The organism is Brenneria alni (assembly GCF_003666245.1).
Taxonomy (GTDB): domain Bacteria; phylum Pseudomonadota; class Gammaproteobacteria; order Enterobacterales; family Enterobacteriaceae; genus Brenneria; species Brenneria alni.
The window spans coordinates 31,589-50,310 of record NZ_MJLZ01000033.1; the positions used below are offsets into that span (position 1 = coordinate 31,589).

General features: G+C 50.6%; 17 protein-coding genes, 1 tRNA gene and 3 pseudogenes. 13 read left to right on the forward strand and 8 right to left on the reverse strand.

Annotated features, from left to right (window positions below; translation table 11 throughout):
* Positions 1–22 precede the first annotated feature (22 nt).
* Both exbD and exbB read right to left on the reverse strand, forming a co-directional pair.
* Complete coding sequence (exbD, locus tag BIY29_RS14145) at positions 23–445, reverse strand: TonB system transport protein ExbD (RefSeq protein WP_121575745.1); 423 nt, start codon at positions 443–445, stop codon at positions 23–25.
* Positions 446–448: 3 nt separating this feature from the next.
* Entirely contained in the window at positions 449–1,471 is a 1,023-nt protein-coding gene (exbB, locus tag BIY29_RS14150; RefSeq protein ID WP_121575746.1) for a tol-pal system-associated acyl-CoA thioesterase, read from the reverse strand.
* 603 nt (positions 1,472–2,074) lie between these two features.
* Here exbB and BIY29_RS14155 point away from each other — a divergent pair.
* Entirely contained in the window at positions 2,075–3,151 is a 1,077-nt protein-coding gene (locus BIY29_RS14155) for an alpha/beta fold hydrolase (protein WP_121575747.1), read from the forward strand.
* Between the two features lie 161 nt (positions 3,152–3,312).
* Positions 3,313–4,932, forward strand: coding sequence for a methyl-accepting chemotaxis protein (locus BIY29_RS14160; RefSeq protein ID WP_121575748.1), 1,620 nt, complete (start codon positions 3,313–3,315; stop codon positions 4,930–4,932).
* Between the two features lie 106 nt (positions 4,933–5,038).
* Here the strand turns inward: BIY29_RS14160 and BIY29_RS14165 are convergent, their stop codons facing one another.
* From BIY29_RS14165 to pepA, 3 genes are all read right to left on the reverse strand, one after another.
* Complete coding sequence (locus tag BIY29_RS14165; RefSeq protein WP_121575749.1) at positions 5,039–7,894, reverse strand: valine--tRNA ligase; 2,856 nt, start codon at positions 7,892–7,894, stop codon at positions 5,039–5,041.
* Between the two features lie 12 nt (positions 7,895–7,906).
* A complete protein-coding gene (locus tag BIY29_RS14170) occupies positions 7,907–8,356 on the reverse strand; it encodes a DNA polymerase III subunit chi (RefSeq protein ID WP_121575750.1) in 450 nt (149 codons plus the stop codon).
* A gap of 79 nt (positions 8,357–8,435) precedes the next feature.
* Positions 8,436–9,947, reverse strand: coding sequence for a leucyl aminopeptidase (gene pepA / locus BIY29_RS14175; RefSeq protein WP_121575751.1), 1,512 nt, complete (start codon positions 9,945–9,947; stop codon positions 8,436–8,438).
* Between the two features lie 283 nt (positions 9,948–10,230).
* Here pepA and lptF point away from each other — a divergent pair, with 283 nt between their 5' ends.
* From lptF to BIY29_RS14210, 7 genes are all read left to right on the forward strand, one after another.
* Positions 10,231–11,331 (forward strand): LPS export ABC transporter permease LptF, encoded by a 1,101-nt coding sequence (gene lptF, locus BIY29_RS14180; protein WP_121575752.1) that lies wholly within the window; start codon positions 10,231–10,233, stop codon positions 11,329–11,331.
* Positions 11,331–12,401 carry an LPS export ABC transporter permease LptG gene (gene lptG / locus BIY29_RS14185; RefSeq protein WP_121575753.1) on the forward strand — a complete coding sequence of 357 codons (1,071 nt, stop codon included), beginning with the start codon at positions 11,331–11,333 and terminating at the stop codon, positions 12,399–12,401. The genes lptF and lptG overlap by 1 nt, the downstream gene beginning before the upstream one ends.
* Positions 12,402–12,626: 225 nt before the next feature.
* Positions 12,627–12,711: transfer RNA gene (locus tag BIY29_RS14190), tRNA-Leu, on the forward strand.
* 220 nt (positions 12,712–12,931) lie between these two features.
* On the forward strand, positions 12,932–14,188 hold the full coding sequence (locus BIY29_RS14195) for a tyrosine-type recombinase/integrase (RefSeq protein WP_121575754.1): 1,257 nt from the start codon (positions 12,932–12,934) through the stop codon (positions 14,186–14,188).
* A gap of 18 nt (positions 14,189–14,206) precedes the next feature.
* Positions 14,207–14,371 (forward strand): CopG family transcriptional regulator, encoded by a 165-nt coding sequence (locus tag BIY29_RS14200; RefSeq protein WP_121575755.1) that lies wholly within the window; start codon positions 14,207–14,209, stop codon positions 14,369–14,371.
* A 270-nt stretch (positions 14,372–14,641) separates the two neighbouring features.
* Entirely contained in the window at positions 14,642–14,947 is a 306-nt protein-coding gene (locus tag BIY29_RS14205; protein ID WP_121575756.1) for a helix-turn-helix domain-containing protein, read from the forward strand.
* A 4-nt stretch (positions 14,948–14,951) separates the two neighbouring features.
* A complete protein-coding gene (locus BIY29_RS14210) occupies positions 14,952–16,286 on the forward strand; it encodes a type II toxin-antitoxin system HipA family toxin (protein WP_121575757.1) in 1,335 nt (444 codons plus the stop codon).
* Here the strand turns inward: BIY29_RS14210 and BIY29_RS20650 are convergent.
* Positions 16,171–16,500, reverse strand: a complete 330-nt coding sequence (locus tag BIY29_RS20650; RefSeq protein WP_276310294.1) for a phage integrase N-terminal domain-containing protein — start codon at positions 16,498–16,500, stop codon at positions 16,171–16,173. The two genes, BIY29_RS14210 and BIY29_RS20650, sit on opposite strands and share 116 nt — an antisense overlap.
* 261 nt (positions 16,501–16,761) lie before the next feature.
* Between BIY29_RS20650 and BIY29_RS14220 the strand changes: the two genes are divergently transcribed.
* Together BIY29_RS14220 and BIY29_RS14225 are read left to right on the forward strand one after the other, a co-directional pair.
* Entirely contained in the window at positions 16,762–16,974 is a 213-nt protein-coding gene (locus BIY29_RS14220) for a helix-turn-helix domain-containing protein (protein WP_121575762.1), read from the forward strand.
* A gap of 145 nt (positions 16,975–17,119) precedes the next feature.
* Positions 17,120–17,752, forward strand: a complete 633-nt coding sequence (locus tag BIY29_RS14225; protein WP_121575758.1) for a LysE family translocator — start codon at positions 17,120–17,122, stop codon at positions 17,750–17,752.
* Positions 17,753–17,843: 91 nt separating this feature from the next.
* Here the strand turns inward: BIY29_RS14225 and BIY29_RS20660 are convergent, their stop codons facing one another.
* Together BIY29_RS20660 and BIY29_RS14235 are read right to left on the reverse strand one after the other, a co-directional pair.
* The gene (locus tag BIY29_RS20660) at positions 17,844–17,966 is read right to left on the reverse strand and encodes a helix-turn-helix transcriptional regulator (RefSeq protein WP_240630149.1); all 123 of its coding nucleotides are present in this window, start codon (positions 17,964–17,966) and stop codon (positions 17,844–17,846) included.
* Between the two features lie 79 nt (positions 17,967–18,045).
* Positions 18,046–18,204: pseudogene (locus tag BIY29_RS14235) on the reverse strand (integrase domain-containing protein); the annotation flags it as partial.
* A 3-nt stretch (positions 18,205–18,207) separates the two neighbouring features.
* On the opposite strand from BIY29_RS14235, the pseudogene BIY29_RS20665 reads away from it, so the two are divergent.
* Positions 18,208–18,372, forward strand: a pseudogene (locus BIY29_RS20665) (type II toxin-antitoxin system RelE/ParE family toxin); the annotation flags it as partial.
* A gap of 5 nt (positions 18,373–18,377) precedes the next feature.
* Positions 18,378–18,722, forward strand: a pseudogene (locus BIY29_RS14245) (IS66 family transposase); the annotation flags it as partial.

Consider the following 18,722-nt stretch of genomic DNA (forward strand, 5'->3'; position numbering starts at 1 on the left):
CAGGAGCGACTCGCATGTAGAACTATTTCGCCGCCGATTCCGCGCCCACCAGACCCACCTTGAGATACCCGGCTTTGCGTAGCGCATCCATAATTCTCATCATGGTTTCATAATCCACGCTTTTATCCGCCTGAAAGAAAATGGTGGTTTCTTTATTTGCGCTGGTTGTTGCATCCAGTACCTGAGCCAGTGATTGCTCACTCACCGCATCATCGCCAACATATAATTGCTTATCGGCTTTCACCGTCAGGTAGACCGGTTTTTCAGGGCGCGGCTGAGGGGCGGCAGATGAAGCAGGCAAATCAACGCGGATGTCCACCGTTGCCAACGGTGCAGCTACCATAAAAATGATCAGCAGAACCAACATGACATCAATAAACGGCGTCACGTTGATGTCGTGCATCTCGCCATTATCACTCACATCATCGTTCAAATGCATGGCCATGACTTATCCCACCCGCAGTTTATGCGCCGATGAAGAGACACGATTGTCGTTGCTGGCTCCCACATCAAGGTCACGACTCAACAGCAGCAACACCTGTGCGGCGACATCACCTACCAACGCTTTATATCCGGCAATCCAGCGGGCAAATACGTTATAGATCACCACCGCAGGAATAGCAGCAACCAGACCAATAGCCGTCGCCAACAGTGCTTCGGCAATACCTGGGGCAACGACAGCCAGATTGGTCGTCTGCGTTTGTGCAATGCCGATGAAGCTATTCATGATGCCCCACACTGTACCAAACAACCCAATAAAGGGGGCAACCGCACCAACCGTCGCCAGATAACCATTACCACGCCCCATATGGCGGCCAGTCGCAGCAACGCGACGTTCCAGACGGAAAGCCGCACGCTCTTTAATTCCGTTGTTGTCGTCAGAGCGTGCGGACAATTCCAGCTCATTCTGTGCATCCGCCAGCAGTTGCTGCGCCACCCCCCCACGATTAAATGCTTCAGCCGCTTCCACGGCATCATCCAGTGTTCTGGCCTGCTCCAGCGCTTGATATTCACGGCGCACGCGACGCTTGGCTCCCATCAATTCCACGCTTTTGCTGAAAAAAATCGCCCAGGTAATGACAGAAGCCAACAGCAGACCGATCATAACCGTTTTCACCACCAAATCGGCATGTTGATACATACCCCAGACGGACAGATCTGTTCTCATCAGGTTATCAGTACCAGGCGCAGCGTTGGCTGGTAGCGCTAACGATGAAGCTGGCATCAATATTTCAGATGCTGCCAGGGTCGTTGAAGCATCGGGGTCGGCAGGCGCAGCCGATGTTGCCGCGTCACTGGTATTTTCACCAGACAAAGGGGCCGCAGCGGGCGCCGCAAACGCATTTCCACTTAGTCCCGCGGTCAAAAGCAGGATAACCAGCACGCTACGGGAAAATGCGCTGAATGCGCCACATTTTTTTTGCCAGGCTGATAACACCTGTTGATCAATGTTACTGACAGCCGTATTCACGCTGTGCCTCCACCGTTAATTCACACAAGAAATCAGCCTGAAATGATATCAAACCCTGAGCGAATTGATAGTCGTTCTCATTATTATTTACATGCCAAAAAGCATTTTTTCGTCATATCTATACAAAGGAGGTGTGGGCGGTTGAGCCTTTCTCACAACACAAAAGACAGGATCTCTTTAGCTCGGGAATTTTCAATTTCAACAAGGCGTACATTGATAGTCGACACTAATCGATTCGGTATGATCATGTTGGTTAGGTATATTCCGGCCATTTCATTATGGCTACCCAAATTAGGGTGCGCGCACCGGTTAACGGCCATCAAGAAATATGGTTTATTGACAATGAAAAAACTTCCTGTTTACCGGTAACGTCGGGTATCGGTAGCGGGTTGTCAGCGAGAATGTTTTGGCAAGGGAGCAACCGCAGTGAATGTCAGATATATTATCATATTAAAAATTATGCAGATAATATCTGCTCATAAATAAAAATATCAGATAATAATACTTTTTTATTATTAGCACACTAATGTTTATTGGGATTTTTCCTAATAAACATTAACATCAGCCTCTCCATTCCTCTATGATGACCAAAAGAGTTGTTTGATGGCTAACCATATAGTATCAGGGCTAGTGGGCGCATCCCTGTTAGTGCTATCAGCATTAACGCACGCACAAGCTAATTTCCCCTCCCCCCAGGAAGGTGACTGGACTGCTCCCGAGTTCACATTTAATAATGGTGAAAAACTGAAAGATCTGCGTATTCACTATTATACGATTGGTGATCGAAACAAACCTGCCGTTTTATTATTACACGGAACCAATCAGCCGATTAAAGCGCTATTAGCGAATGGTTTTGGCGGACAACTTTTTGGCGCTGGGCAGGCATTAGACAGTAATAAATATTTCATCATTATGCCGGAAAGTATCGGCTCTGGAAAATCATCCAAACCCTCTGATGGATTGCGAATGAAATTCCCTCAGTATGATTATTACGATATGGTACAAGCGCAATATCGTTTGTTAAAAGAGGGATTGGGTATTAACCATCTGCGTCTGGTTATGGGTTACTCCATGGGCGGGATGCAAACCTGGATATGGGGTGAGAAATATCCGGACATGATGGACGCCCTGGTGCCGATGGCCTCACAGCCAAATGAGTTGTCTGGCCGCAACTGGATGATGCGGCGTATGCTGATTGAATCCATCAAGCATGACCCTGCCTGGAATAACGGTAATTACACACAACAGCCGCCCACGCTAAAAACCGCAAGCATTATGTTCAGTATTGCCACCACCGGCGGCACATTAGCCTACCAGCACAAAGCACCGACCCGCGCTCTGGCAGACAAACTGGTGGATGAACGTTTGGCGGCACCATTAACCAGTGATGCCAATGACTTTATTTATATCTGGGGATCGTCTGCCAATTACAATACCGCGCCGGAATTAGGCCAAATTAAAGTACCGATATTAGTTATTAATTCCACGGATGATGAACGTAATCCTGTTGAAACAGGAATACTGGATGGTGATCTGAAAAAAATAAAACAGGCCGAATTGTTTCTGATTCCTGGCAGTAAGGAAACCAGCGGTCATGGCACGATGATGTCAGCAAAGTTTTATAAAGATAAGCTGAAAGATTTTTTAGAAAAAACCCAATCTTATAAAGACACTAAATAATCAGTACTGGCCGGTATAAAAGTGCGCTTTTTACCGGTCATCATCCTCATGGTATGTCCTTATTTTATTTTTATTACGGTTTAACGCATGAACAACTGCATGACTCCAGCAGGAGCCGGTGTTCATCAGTCCTCATTTTTATCAGGCTACAGGGATAATTTATGTTTCGTAAGATAAAGATTCGTACTGCACTCAGCATTATGGTTTTTTCGTTAACAGCGCTATTACTTTTCGTTGGTGTTTTGGGGTTGGTGGCCGTTCAGTCAGGAAATAAATCATTTGCCCACGTCGATAAAGCCGTACTGCCAGGATTAGTGGCGTTGAATGAAAGTTCCGAATTATTGCTGCGCGCCCGGTTGGATTTACGCCTGTATGAGTCGCTGGTAGGAAAAGGCGATACCGAAACGGCTAAGGTGGCACTGGGACGCGCCAAAGATAAAATTAATGGCGCCGATGGGAAATGGCAGGAATACCTGAAATATCCGCAGTCCGAGCCGGAAAAAGTGATTTCGGCTGATATGGCTGAGAAACGCGATACCCTGATGAGAACGTTTATTGAGCCAGCTTTAGCGGCGCTTGAAGCCGGGAATCTGGATGAGTATCGCCAGCGGGCGGGAAAATCCACGGTACTCTACTCCGCGTTTGATAAATCGACCAAAGCGCTGGTGGCCTTCAAACAGCAGAGCATTGATGACGCCTATGCTGATTCTAATAACCGGGTTATACGCATGCAAGCCATCTTGTATAGCGCCATCGTCTGCGCCTTGCTGCTGGCGGCGCTGACCTGGTTCATTATGACTAGTCTGGTGGTGAAACCACTGAATCAGGCTATCTCGGTTTTTGATCGTATTGCCGAAGGCGACCTGCGAGCCGACCTTGATATCAAAGGAAAAAATGAAATTGCCCAACTGTTTGCATCGGTACTGCGTATGCGAGACGGGCTGAAAAACATGGTGCTGGTGGTGCGAAACGGAACGGACGCCATCACTGTCGGAGTAGAAGAGATTGCATCGGGTAACATCGATCTCTCCAGCCGCACAGAGCAACAGGCTGCCTCGCTGGATGAAACCGCATCAAGCATGGAACAGATCCTGGCGACGGTGAGAAATAACGAAGATAACACGCGTAAAGCCAACGATCTGGCACAGCAGGCTTCTGATTCAGCGTCCCGCGGCGGTAATGTCGTATCAGAAGTGGTCGATACCATGCGCTCGATTAAGCACAGCTCCGCCAAGATTTCGGACATCGTTGGGGTTATTGACGGCATTGCTTTCCAGACCAATCTGCTGGCGCTGAACGCGGCGGTGGAGTCTGCCCGTGCCGGTCAGTACGGTAAAGGGTTTGCTGTGGTGTCCGCTGAAGTAAGAACATTAGCCCAGCGTAGCGCCACGGCAGCGAAAGAGATTGGCGCGATGATCGACGATTCTCTCAGCCGCATTGAAAAAGGCGCCGGGCTGGTTGAACTGGCGGGCAAAACCATGGATGAAGTATTGATGGACGTGAAAAAAGTGGTGGATATCATGGATGAGATCATGCTGGCCTCAAGTGAGCAGAGCCGGGGTATCTCGCAAATCAATATCGCCATCAATCAAATGGACACTGTGACCCAACAGAATGCGTCGCTGGTAGCGGAAGTAGCGACATCGGCCGGTTCCCTGCAAGCGCAGGTAGTCAACCTGCAGCAATCTGTGTCCCGCTTTCAGATTGAGAGAGAGAGGATGGAAATAGAAAGCAATATGTCAGGATTGCGGCAGAATATCGCGCTGCTGGATGCCCGCTAAGTCTTTCCCTTGATGCCACAACGTGACAGCGGCTATAAGTGAAAAAGAAAGCCCCGTGAAAACGGGGCAATATTTTTGTCGTTAACTCGACGGCATTAGCGTGGTATTACAGCGCGGCGATGGTAGCCTGCTGCTCCAGCAATTTCGCTTTTACTACTGCATAACCATCAAGTTTTTCACGCTCTTTGGCGACCACCGCTTCTGGAGCGCGAGCCACAAAACCTTCGTTGGACAGCTTGCTTTCGATGCGGCCAATTTCAGCGTCAATTCTGATCACTTCTTTTGCCAGACGATCCAACTCGGCGTCTTTATCAATCAAGCCAGCCATTGGGATCAGCAGTTCCGCACCGTCTATCAATCTGGTAACGGATATCGGGCCTTTATCACCTGCCGGCATCAATGTAATGCTTTCCAGACGAGCCAGCGTCTGAATAAAACTGCGGTTCTCTTCTATACGACGCACTGCCTCAGCGCTGGCATCACGTAGCAACACATCCAGCGGTTTACCCGGCGCGATATTCATTTCCGCCCGGATATTACGCACGGCAATAATCGCCTGTTTGATCCATTCCAGATCGTTCAGCGCCTGCGTATCCTCCTGCGCCGCATTGAAGGCCGGGAAGGGTTGCAGCATGATGGTATCGTCTTTAATGCCTTTCAGCACTTTCACACGTTGCCAGATGGTTTCCGTGATAAACGGAATGATCGGATGTGCAAGACGCAGCAGCGCTTCCAGCACCTCGACCAGCGTATGACGGGTGCCGCGCAGCCCGGCTTCCGTTCCGCCATTCATCACCGGCTTCGCCAGTTCCAGATACCAGTCGCAGAACTGGTTCCAGGTGAACTCATACAGAATATTGGCGGCGATGTCGAAACGATAGTTATCCAGCGCGTCACGGTAGGCTTTCACCGTGCGGTTGAACTCCGCCAGGATCCAGCGGTCAGCCAGCGACAGCACTTTTTCGCCGCCGCCAAAACCGCAATCATGCCCTTCGGTATTCATCAGCACAAAACGGCTGGCGTTCCACAGCTTGTTACAGAAGTTGCGATAACCTTCCAGGCGTTTCATATCCCAGTTGATGTCACGACCGGTCGAGGCCAGCGCCGCCAGTGTAAAGCGCAAAGCATCCGTTCCGTGCGGTTCGATGCCGTTCGGAAATTGCTTCTCGGTGCGCTTGCGGATTTTCTCCGCCAGTTGCGGCTGCATCATGTTGCCGGTGCGTTTTTCCAGCAGGGCTTCCAGCGAAATCCCATCCACCATATCCAGAGGGTCAATCACATTCCCTTTGGATTTGGACATTTTCTGGCCTTCCTCATCACGGATCAGCCCTGTCATGTAAACGGTATGGAACGGAACCTGCGGTTTGCCGTTTTCATCTTTGATGAAGTGCATAGTCAGCATGATCATGCGGGCAATCCAGAAGAAGATGATGTCAAAGCCGCTGACCATCACGCTGCTGGGGTGGAACGCTTTCAGTTCCGGCGTCTGTTCCGGCCAACCCAGCGTGGAGAAGGTCCACAGGCCGGAAGAGAACCAGGTATCCAGCACGTCTTCATCCTGATTCAGCACCGCCTCATCAGACAGGTTATTTTCGCGGCGCACTTCTGCTTCGTCACGGCCAACATAAACGTTGCCATCGGCATCGTACCAGGCCGGAATACGGTGGCCCCACCACAGCTGGCGGGAGATGCACCAGTCCTGAATGTCGCGCATCCAACTGAAATACATATTTTCGTATTGCTTCGGTACGAACTGGATTTCACCCTGCTCCACCGCTTCAATCGCCACTTTTGCCAGCGGCGCAGAGCGCACATACCATTGGTCGGTAAGCATCGGTTCGATAACCACGCCGCCGCGATCGCCATAAGGAATGGTCAGATCGTGTGCTTTAACTTCCTCCAACAACCCCAGTTCATCAAACGCCGCCACCACGGCTTTACGCGCGGCAAAACGCTCAAGACCACGGAACGGCGCCGGAATTTCACCACTGAATGCACTACTGGCTTCACCGTTGGTGTCAAAAACCTCGGCTTCCTGACGGATATCACCATCAAACGTCAGAATGTTAATCATTGACAGGCTGTGGCGTTTACCAACTTCGTAGTCGTTAAAATCGTGTGCCGGCGTGATTTTCACACAACCGGTGCCTTTTGCCATATCGGCATGTTCGTCACCGACGATCTTAATACGACGGCCAACCAACGGCAGGATCACGTCCTTACCAATCAGATCCTTATAACGCGGATCTTCCGGGTTCACCGCCACGCCGGTATCACCCAGCACGGTTTCGGGGCGGGTGGTGGCGACAACCAGATAATCTTTGCCTTCAGCGGTTTTGACGCCGTCGGCCAGCGCATAGCGCAGGTACCACATGGAACCTTTTGACTCGCGGTTTTCCACTTCGATATCGGAAATGGCGGTGCGCAGTTTCGGGTCCCAGTTCACCAGACGTTTGCCGCGGTAAAGCAGGTCTTCTTTATAGAGACGGACAAACACTTCTTTCACCGCGTTGGACAGGCCCTCATCCATAGTGAAACGCTCGCGGCCCCAATCGACGGAATTCCCCAGGCGGCGCATCTGACGGGTAATGGTGCCGCCAGATTCGGCTTTCCACTGCCAGATTTTATCAATAAACCCTTCCCGACCGTAATCATGGCGGGTTTTATCTTCTTCCGCCGCAATCTTCCGTTCCACCACCATTTGAGTGGCGATACCGGCATGGTCGGTGCCTGCTTGCCATAGCGTGTTTTTCCCCTGCATACGCTGATAGCGGATCAGTGTATCCATGATGGTTTGCTGGAAAGCATGACCCATATGCAAGCTGCCGGTGACGTTGGGCGGCGGGATCATGATGCTGAAACTTTCTTTACTCGTATCGCCGTTCGGCTTGAAATAGCCTTGTTCTTCCCAGTGCTCATAGAGCGGCTGCTCGATATCTTGCGGGTTATATTTCGTTTCCATTATGCTCAAAATTCATTGGGTTGGCGGCTTGGCCGTCGTCAATTGGAAGCCGACGCTGCGATAGGCTTTATAGCGGTCGCGCGCCAACTGTTTCAGGGATTCTTCGTAAGGGACAAAGTCTATCACTTCATGGAAAGCGGTGGCAAAATCTGCGAAATGCGGCAACAGACTGATAAGCAGATCCCGTGGGGCATTTCCCCGCCGTTCGGGCCAGGCCAGTTCGACCGGTGCGCCCTGACGCGGCCCTTCTCCTGCCAGATTATGCGGGACAAACGAATGGGGATCGCGTTGCCACAGCGCTTCATCCAGCCGTATAGCCTGCTGCTCGTCCTCACAGGCAATTAATACGCGCTTTCCCGCACGCCAACGTTCTGCCGCCAGTGAACATGCCAATACTTCAAAGGCACTGAGTTCACCGCTTTTGCCATCGTGTTCGAGAAGATAGAACGTTGCGTTTTTCATTGTTTACACTATTGATAAAGGCCGGAAATTCCGGCCCGGTATGACGGGTTTATTCAGTACTGCGCCCGACAGATTACCATCATTCTACGTCGTTCAGGCCAGCGCGATTAAGCAGGAACTGCGACAACAGCGCCACTGGACGACCGGTCGCCCCTTTGGCTTTACCTGAACGCCACGCTGTACCGGCGATATCCAGATGCGCCCAACTGTATTTACGCGTAAAGCGCGACAGGAAGCAACCCGCAGTAATCGCACCGCCAGGCCGACCGCCAATGTTTGCCATATCGGCAAAATTGGATTCCAACTGTTCCTGGAATTCATCCGTCAACGGCAGGCGCCACGCCCGATCGCCTGACTGCTCGGAGGCCCCCAGCAACTCATGCGCCAGCGGATTATGGTTCGACATCAGCCCGGTAATATGGTGACCCAGCGCCACCACGCAGGCCCCGGTCAGTGTAGCGATGTCAATAACCACATCTGGCTCGTAACGTTCAACATAGGTCAGCGCATCGCACAGTACCAGACGGCCTTCGGCATCGGTATTCAGCACTTCTACCGTCTGCCCTGACATGGTGGTCAGTACATCGCCCGGGCGATAAGATCGCCCGTCGACCATATTTTCACAGCCAGCCAGCACGCCTATGATATTCAGTGGTAACGCCAGTTCCGCCGCCATGCGCATTACGCCGTAGACAGTGGCGGCGCCGCACATGTCGTATTTCATTTCATCCATACTGTCGGCAGGCTTGATGGACACCCCGCCGGAATCAAACGTCAGGCCTTTACCGACCAGCACGATCGGACGGGTATCCGCTGACGGATCGCCTTTATATTCGATGACAGACATCAGTGATTCATTCTGAGAACCCTGACCGACCGCCAGATACGCATTCATACCCAGTTCTTTCATCTGTTGCTCGCCAATCACGCGGGTGGTGATATTCTGGCTATAGGTATCGGCCAGTTGGCGCGCCTGCGACGCCAGATACGCCGCATTACAGATATTGGGCGGCATGTTGCCGAGATCTTTCGCCGCCTTAATACCGGCGGCAATGGCCAGACCGTGCTGAATGGCGCGCTCACCGCTGGTCAGTTCACGGCGCGTCGGCACATTGAACACCATTTTACGCAGCGGACGGCGTAGCTCGATTTTATTACTTTTAAGCTGATCAAAGGTATAGAGCGATTCTTTCGCCGTTTCGACGGCCTGACGCACTTTCCAGTAGGTATTGCGGCCTTTAACGTGCAGTTCGGTCAGAAAACAGACCGCTTCCATCGACCCCGTTTCATTCAATGCATTGATGGTTTTCTGAATCACCTGCTTGTACTGACGTTCGTCAAGCTCGCGCTCTTTACCGCAGCCAATCAGCAAAATACGTTCTGAAAGGATGTTGGGTACATGGTGCAATAGCAATGATTGCCCCACTTTGCCTTCCAGTTCACCCCGGCGAAGCAGGGCGCTGATATAGCCATCGCTGATTTTATCAAGCTGTTCGGCAATCGGGGACAGGCGACGCGGTTCAAACACGCCGACGACAATGCAGGCACTGCGTTGTTTTTCCGGGCTACCGCTTTTTACGCTGAACTCCATGTACTCTCCTGAATCTTAAAGACAAAGGCGGGATCAACGGCTAGAATGTGACACTCCGTAATACTTTCCCGCCGTTGCGTTAACATCACCTGTGTTAATCTTAACGACGTAACGAATCTGCTTCGATGAGTATAAGCAGGTTCTGATACAACAGCCTAAACACAGTATGTTGTAATACCGTTTTTAGCTATGAAGGTTGCCACAGATGAGTATAAATGGCGTGTTAGCGAAGAAACTATCGGCTTTCCTGCAAAAAGACAAGTTTTCACAGGCGTAATTAAGCGTGATTATCATTCGATATCTGGTACGGGAAACATTTAAAAGCCAATTGGCCATCCTTTTCATTCTGCTACTGATTTTCTTTTGCCAGAAATTAGTGCGGATACTGGGTGCCGCCGTTGATGGCGAAATCCCGACAAATTTAGTTATCTCCCTGTTGGGATTAGGGGTGCCAGAGATGGCGCAGCTTATTCTGCCATTAAGTTTGTTTCTTGGATTATTGATGACGTTTGGCCGCCTGTATGCTGAAAGCGAGATCACGGTGATGCACGCCTGCGGGCTGGGAAAACGCGTGTTGTTAAAAGCGGCGCTGGTGCTGGCACTGCTGACAGCCGTGATAGCAGCGATAAATGTGCTGTGGGTAAGCCCCTGGTCTTCACGACATCAGGACATGGTGCTGGCAGAGGCGAAGGCCAATCCCGGCATGGCCACACTGGTGGAAGGCCAATTTCAGTCGGCCCAGGGCGGCAGTTCCGTACTGTTTGTCGGTAATGTCAAAGGTCAGGAGTTTGAACACGTTTTTCTGGCGCAGTTAAGGCCCAGCGGTAACGCACGGCCTTCTGTGGTGGTGGCCGATCGCGGACATGTAACCCAGAGCAGCGATGGTACGCAGGTCGTGACGCTCGATAACGGTTCCCGCTATGAAGGAACCGCGCTATTACGTGATTTCCGTATTACGGACTTCACTAACTATCAGGCTGTAATCGGACACCAGACAGTGACGCTCGATAATAGCGACGTACAGCAGATGAGTATGTCAATGCTGTGGCGCTCAAATGAAAATGATGCGAGGGCCGAGTTCCACTGGCGTCTGACGCTGATCGTATCCGTATTAATCATGGCGTTGATGGTGGTGCCGTTGAGCGCGGTCAACCCACGGCAGGGGCGTGTTCTGAGTATGCTGCCAGCCATGCTGCTGTACCTGATTTTCTTCCTGCTGCAAAGCTCACTGCGCTCCAACGCCAGTAAAGGGAAAATAGATCCGATGATATGGATATGGCTGACGAATCTGGTGTATTTCGGCATTGCGATTGCGCTTAACCTGTGGGACAGCGTACCTGTACGCCGGGTTCGAGCCCGCCTTAAATTACAAGGAGCGGCCTGATGTTTGGCGTATTAGACCGCTATATCGGCAAAACTATTCTCAATACCATCATGATGACCTTATTCATGCTGGTATCCCTGTCCGGCATTATCAAATTTGTCGATCAGTTACGTAAGGTTGGACAAGGCAACTATTCGGCATTTGGAGCCGGGCTTTATACGCTGCTTAGTGTGCCGAAAGATATTGAAATCTTCTTTCCAATGGCAGCACTGCTCGGTGCGTTGCTGGGCCTCGGCACGCTGGCCACCCGCAGTGAGCTGGTGGTAATGCAGGCGGCGGGATTTACCCGCCTGCAAATCGCGTCTGCCGTCATGAAAACGGCCATTCCAATGGTATTGCTTACCATGGCAATAGGCGAATGGATATCACCACAGGGCGAGCAGATGGCGCGTAACTACCGTTCGCAGATGATGTACGGCGGTTCGATGCTCTCCACTCAGAATGGGCTGTGGGCAAAAGATGGCAATGATTTCATTTATATTGAGCGTGTTGTAGGTGACAGCGAACTTTCCGGCGTCAATATTTACCATTTCGACAAGCAAAACAAACTGCTGTCTGTTCGCTATGCGGCCTCCGCGTCTTTCGATAATGGCGTGTGGAAACTCACCCAGGTTGATGAGTCTGACCTGAGTGATGGAAAACAGATTGGCGGCAGCCAGACACTGAGCGGTGAGTGGAAAACCAACCTGACGCCCGATAAACTGGGCGTGGTTGCACTGGAGCCAGACTCGCTTTCCATCCGTGGGCTACGCAACTATGCTGATTACCTCAAGCAGAGTGGGCAGGAATCAAGCCGTTATCAGTTGAATATGTGGAGCAAGATATTTTCGCCGATATCCGTCGCGGTGATGATGTTGATGGCGTTATCCTTCATTTTTGGCCCGCTGCGTAGCGTGTCCGCAGGATCCCGTATTGTCATTGGTATCAGTTTCGGCTTCTTGTTCTACCTGTTGAATGAAATTTTCCGGCCACTAAGCTTGGTATACGGTATTCCCCCGATACTGGGCGCCATATTACCGAGTGCAGTATTCCTGATAATCAGTGTGGCGCTGCTGCTGAAGCGTCGTTAAACAGAACTGAATAGGCAAAAGGCGCCGGTCGGCAACCGCTCGGCGCCTTTTTGTTGACAGCTACTTTCAAACACAACGCTAAACGCCCCTCGCCCGCCCCCGAAAACGCGATAACGCCTTGCCAAAGATGATTTTTTCAGCACTTAACCCAACCCCGGACGGATTAGAGTTGCGTGCGAGTAGGCAAACGGTATAATGCACCCGTTTTCCGCATACTACTTCAGTGCCGAAGTGGCGAAATCGGTAGACGCAGTTGATTCAAAATCAACCGCCTTCGGGTGTGCCGGTTCGAGTCCGGCCTTCGGCACCATCGTATGAAAATCAAGTCACCTCAGGGTGGCTTTTTTTATGTCCATAATCGTCCACTGAATTCCATATCTATCTGTAAAATAACAATTTTAATTTCATTCCCCTCTCTGCGTTTTTGTCTATTTTATCCACACTGGTCTTTTTTCGTCCATTGACATCCAGATAATTTGGGGGTCAAGATGAGGGTCAATTCACTTCGATTATGAGTTGACCCCCAAATTATGGCGCTGACTGACGTTGTTGCCCGAACCGCCAAGCTGCGCGAGAAAGCCTACAAACTCGCGGATGCGAATGGCCTGTATCTTTTGGTGAGTCCTAACGGCTCTAAGCGCTGGTATCTCAAATACCGCTTTGCAGGTAAGGAAAGCCGGATTGCGTTCGGCGCCTATCCGCTGATCTCGCTGGCAAAGGCCAGAGAGAAACGTGACGAGGTGCGATTGCTGCTGTTGGAGGGCATCCACCCAACGGAAAAGCGTGAAGAAGAGAAAGTGCAGGCACAAGAAGCGTTGAATACCTTTGAGAAAGTCGCGCAGGACTGGCATCGAAACATTAGTCAAAACCGCTGGTCGGAAACGCATGCTGGGCGGGTATGGCGCGATATGGAACGGAATATTCTGCCTGCTATCGGGCATCGCCACATTGCCGACCTGAAAACCAAAGACCTGCTTGAACCGCTTAAAACCGTGGAACAAAACGGCCATCTTGATTTGGCGTCACGGCTGCGCCAGCGCGTCACCGATATCATGCGCTACGCGGTGCAGAACGATCTGATAGAGCGCAACCCCGCGCAAGACCTCTCCGGGGCGATAGCCGCGCCAAAAGCCACCCACCGGCCTGCGTTGAAGCTGAACAAACTGCCGGACTTTCTGGCAAGGATTGAACGCCACAAAGGGCGGGCATTAACCAAGCTGGCGTTAAAACTTACTCTGTACGTTTTCATCCGCTCCAGTGAGCTACGTTTTGCCCGTTGGCCGGAAATCGATTTCAAATGCGCCATGTGGACGATACCGGCTGAACGTGAAGCCATCCCTGGCGTGAAGCACTCGCAGCGCGGCGCAAAGATGCGCTCTGAACATCTGGTGCCGTTATCCCGACAGGCTTTAGCGCTGCTGGAAGAGATTAAGGCCATCAGTGGCGGACACGAACTGATTTTCCCCGGCGATCACCGGCCAACCAAACCGATAAGTGAAAACACCGTCAACAATGCATTGCGGGTAATGGGCTACGACACCACCACCGAAGTCTGTGGACACGGTTTCCGCACGATGGCCTGTAGCGCACTAGTTGAGTCCGGCAAGTGGTCACGGGATGCGGTAGAGCGCCAGATGAGTCATCAGGAACGTAATGGCGTTCGTGCTGCTTACATCCACAAAGCGGAACATCTGGATGAGCGCAGGCTGATGCTGCAATGGTGGGCGGATTATCTGGATGCGAACCGGGATGAGCATGTGGTGCCGTATGAGTTTAGAAATATTTGATTCATTAATGAGTTAGCGATGAAAAAAACGAAAAAACCAACGGTGCCGGTTACTTCTCTGATTGAAGAAGAGGAAGAACAGCGTCATCAGAGAGTCTTGCGAGGGCTTGCCGATGTTGATGCTGGGCGTGTTGTAAATCACGCTGATATGCAGGCGTTTATCGCCAGACTGAAGCAAGCATAATCAATAAAAATACAGGGCGTATCCTGTATCGAAAGCATATGCATTAAGCTCCGCGCCAGCCCCTTTTTCTTATGTGGATGATTTTCCCTGCGCAGTATCATTTCTGCCAGATCGTTTTCCAACATTACATTCTTACCTTTTTACAGCATATAAGCTGTTTTATCATTTTACAGCTTATTTGATGTATTCTGTTTTTTACAGCTTATAGGGTGTATTATGTAAAAACAACCTATAGTATGTATAAGTATCTAAAATAAGGATAAGTGCCTTATGAATACTGTTTATCCGTTGAAAACCTTGAATCAGTTGCGCCCATTGCTGATTGGCTTTCGCAAAGCTAAGGGACTGACGCAAAAAGAAGTGTCTGAAAGGTTAGGTGTAACACAGCAAACCTATGCCCGTCTGGAAGCAAACCCAGAAAGCGCCAGTATTGAGCGCTTGTTTAAAGTGCTTACTGTTCTGGGGGTTGAGGTGGTGCTGTCTTCTGGACCAAGAGTACATTTCTCGATGTCATCCTCAACAATGGAAGATCCAGAAAAGCCAATAGACTCACCCGCCAGACGGGAAAAATGGTGATGATATGCGTCGTACACAACAGCGGTTAGCGATATGGATGAACGGGATCCAGGTTGGATTCTGGGAAAGGGCCCGAGGTGAAGATAGGCTGCAATACCTTCCGGAATGGATTGCTGATGAACAGGGAAGACCTTTATCACTCTCTTTGCTTTTCACCCCCGGTAATCAGCTTTGGCGCGGCAATATGGTACGCGACTATTTTGATAATTTATTGCCTGACAGCGAAGTCATTCGTAGGCGTTTAGCAATGCGTTACCATGCTGACAGCCTTGAGCCTTTTGATCTGTTGGCGGAACTGGGAAGAGACTGTGTTGGTGCAATACAGTTACTGAATGTTGATGAGGAACCCACAGATTTATTTTCCGTAAATTATCGTCCGCTTTCTGAAGCTGAGATCGCCACAAGATTGCGTAATACCACGGTGGAATTGTTTCCAGGTCGGCAGGATGATACTGACGATTTGCGTTTATCGATTGCCGGTGCGCAGGAAAAAACGGCTTTACTGTGGCATGAAGAACAATGGTGTTTACCAGAAGGTAATACCCCAACCACACATATCTTTAAGCTACCACTCGGGCTGGTTGGTAATATGCAAGCGGATATGAGTACGTCGGTTGAAAATGAATGGCTATGTTCTTTGCTTCTTGAGCACTACGGGAGCCGTGTAGCAAAAACACAGATTGCGCAGTTTGAAGATCAGAAGGCATTGGTCGTTGAGCGTTTTGACAGAAGATGGTCAGGCGATCGGCAATGGATCATTCGCTTGCCACAAGAGGATATGTGTCAGGCTTTGGGTGTTTCACCGCTACGAAAATACCAGTCTGATGGTGGGCCAGGTATTTCCGATATTATGGCCATACTGAGTCATTCAGAGCAGGCTGAACAGGACAAAGCGCAGTTTTTCAGGGCGCAAATTATTTTCTGGCTGATAGCGGCTACTGACGGCCATGCCAAAAATTTCAGTATCGCTATTGAGCCACAAGGTCGCTATCACCTTACGCCTCTTTACGATGTTTTATCGGCATGGCCGGTCATTGGTCCGCGTAATAACCAGATTTCTTGGCAGAAATGCAAGTTGGCAATGGCCGTTCGCGGTAGCAGTAATTATTACCACCTGTACAAAATTCAACGGCGACATTGGATCAAGCAGGGTGAATTAACCGGTCTTGGCAGACTACAGGTTAAATCCATGATGGATGAAATTATCTCCAGAACGCCTGAAGTTATTGAACGTGTATCTGCGTTACTGCCTGAGTCATTCCCGCCAGAGCTTGCGGAATGTGTTTTTGAGGGTATGCGGCAACAGTGTGGTCGGTTACAAGAACTACACCGTGAATAAGATATTGAGGAACGTCTTGAAACAATTGTTGATGGCGTCCAAGCTGCTTTTCCCATGTCTTCAACGAACTGGCGCACTGTACTGCTTCCTGAGAACGCAGCCCCAGCAGGTGACGGCACAACCTGTCCATGATGCGGATACGATCATGAACCGTCTTGTAGCTCCCGCCAGCTTGTTTAGCCAGCGTGGTCATTTCACGACTTAATTTACTCATGCAACTTCCCCCATAATTTCAACTGGATGCTTTTCTCTGGCGCGTGGGAAAGGGCAGAAACAATCGCAATTGACCTGCCTTGAACGATACCTGTGCGCCAGAGCGGACAGCAGTTGAGGTTTTGGAAGGTGTCGGCTATGCACCCGGTGCGGCCGCCTGCGGTTGCAGGATTTCCTCTCAGGCGGTTAGGCCTGCCTCGGTATCGGTTCAATCTCCTGTAAAAAAAGCGATCAGTCCGGCACAAACGGGTGTGTAAGATTCATGACGCAGTGGTTGAGGTGCATGTCTCAGGGGCTGATGGCAAGCCTAAGTGCATCAACGCTTGCCAATGTGTTTCCGAAAGGAGAATGGCTTGTGGCTACGGCGCTGGGCGTGTATTTTGCGGAAATCTGGCCCAGCCGTTATTTTGATGATTCGGGAATATTGCTTGATAGAAAGGCAAGAAGGAAAAAGGGATTAAGGCAGGGTAAGTAATTATACCCAAGATCATTGAAACTGCTTGATTTTGTGCAGCATGAAGATCATGCTCGGTGAATGGATGTTGAAGTCACATCTGAACAGATAGTTTTAGTATCTTCGAATTAACCGGGTGTGGAGTTTGTCGCTAACTGGAGGGTATATGCCTGAAATAAATAGCCTTTTTGCATTCTCGCTAATAGCTCTTGGGATGGTGCTTACGCCAGGGCCCAATATGATATACCTTATTTCACGTTCTATTTGCCAGGGGCGTGCGGCTGGACTGATTTCGCTAGGAGGTGTCGCGCTGGGTTTTGTCTTTTACATGATCTGTGCAGCATTTGGTATAACAGCGATAGTGATGGCTGTTCCTTATGCTTACGATACGATCCGGATCGCGGGTGCTATTTATCTCTTATGGCTGGCATGGCAGGCAATACGTCCAAACGGAAAGTCACCATTTCAGGTTAAAGTATTGCCGAAGGATAGCGCTCGAAAACTGTTCATTATGGGATTTCTCACCAATTTGTTAAATCCAAAGATTGCCGTGATGTATTTATCGTTATTACCACAGTTTATCAACCCCGCTCATGGCAGCATCTTAACGCAGTCATTAGCCCTCGGCATGACACAGATAATCATTAGCGTTTCAGTCAACGCCGTAATCGCCATATCTGCCGGAACAATCGCTCATTTTCTCACGAAACGGCCATCCTTTTCGCTAATCCAACGCTGGGTTATGGGGTGCGTTCTGGCAACCCTCGCCGTCAAAATATTAGGTGAATCTCGCCGTTGAGGACAATTCCCAGAAGGTCGACAAGTTCTTCTAACGTCAGGGGAGGTGGGGTCATACATGACGTACCTCCGCAGAAAAAAATAACAATGCATCATGGCTGGCCCTCCTCACGCTGGCTGACATGCGCCGCGATCCAGTCATTCACTTCACTTTCCACCCACACTACCGAGCGAACGCCGATTTTGACCGTCTGAGGAAATTCCCCCTGCTTCATCAGCAGGTGATTCCATGATTTCTTGAGTCCGGTTTTTTCATCACATCCGATAAGCGAATCAACGTGATATCCGTCATGATCAATCCTCCTGCCGGGTGTAAACCCGCTCGAAATAGCGCCCCCGACCATCACCGTGACCGAGATCCATAGAGGTTAATGCTCTGGCTTCACTGTGGGAAAAACCTTGTGACAGGCAATAACGCATGGCATCCGGCGCCCATGCGTAGCGCATGTCGTTCTGATGCGTGTATTCAAAACCAAATGGTTCACTAAGGCGGCTAAATCCTGCGCCATCAAATATAACAAGTTATGTCAGGCTATTGAGGTGGTGATGCAAGGGAAAGCTGGCGGTCTCGGCGGCGGCGTTTATAAGAAGCGTCTGAACCAGAATCGCGATCGTGCCATCACGACCTGTTGCAGCATCCGGTGCTCCAGGCCGACGAAACCCCGCTGTCCATCCTCGACCCCGGTAAGGGTAAAACCCGGCGTGGTTACCTCTGGGCCTATATCACTGCGCAAAGCGCCGACCGGTCGATAGTGCTTTATGACTGCCAGCCGGGACGCAGCGGACAGTATGCCCGTGATATGCTTGAGGGCTGGCGCGGCACCCTGGTGGTGGACGGTTATGCCGGTTACCAGGCGCTGTTCGACAGCGGTCAGGCACTTGAGGCTGGCTGCTGGGCACACGCCCGGCGCAAGTTCTTCGAGCTGTTTACTGCCAACAAAAGCCCGGTGGCCAGGCTTGCGCTGGACACC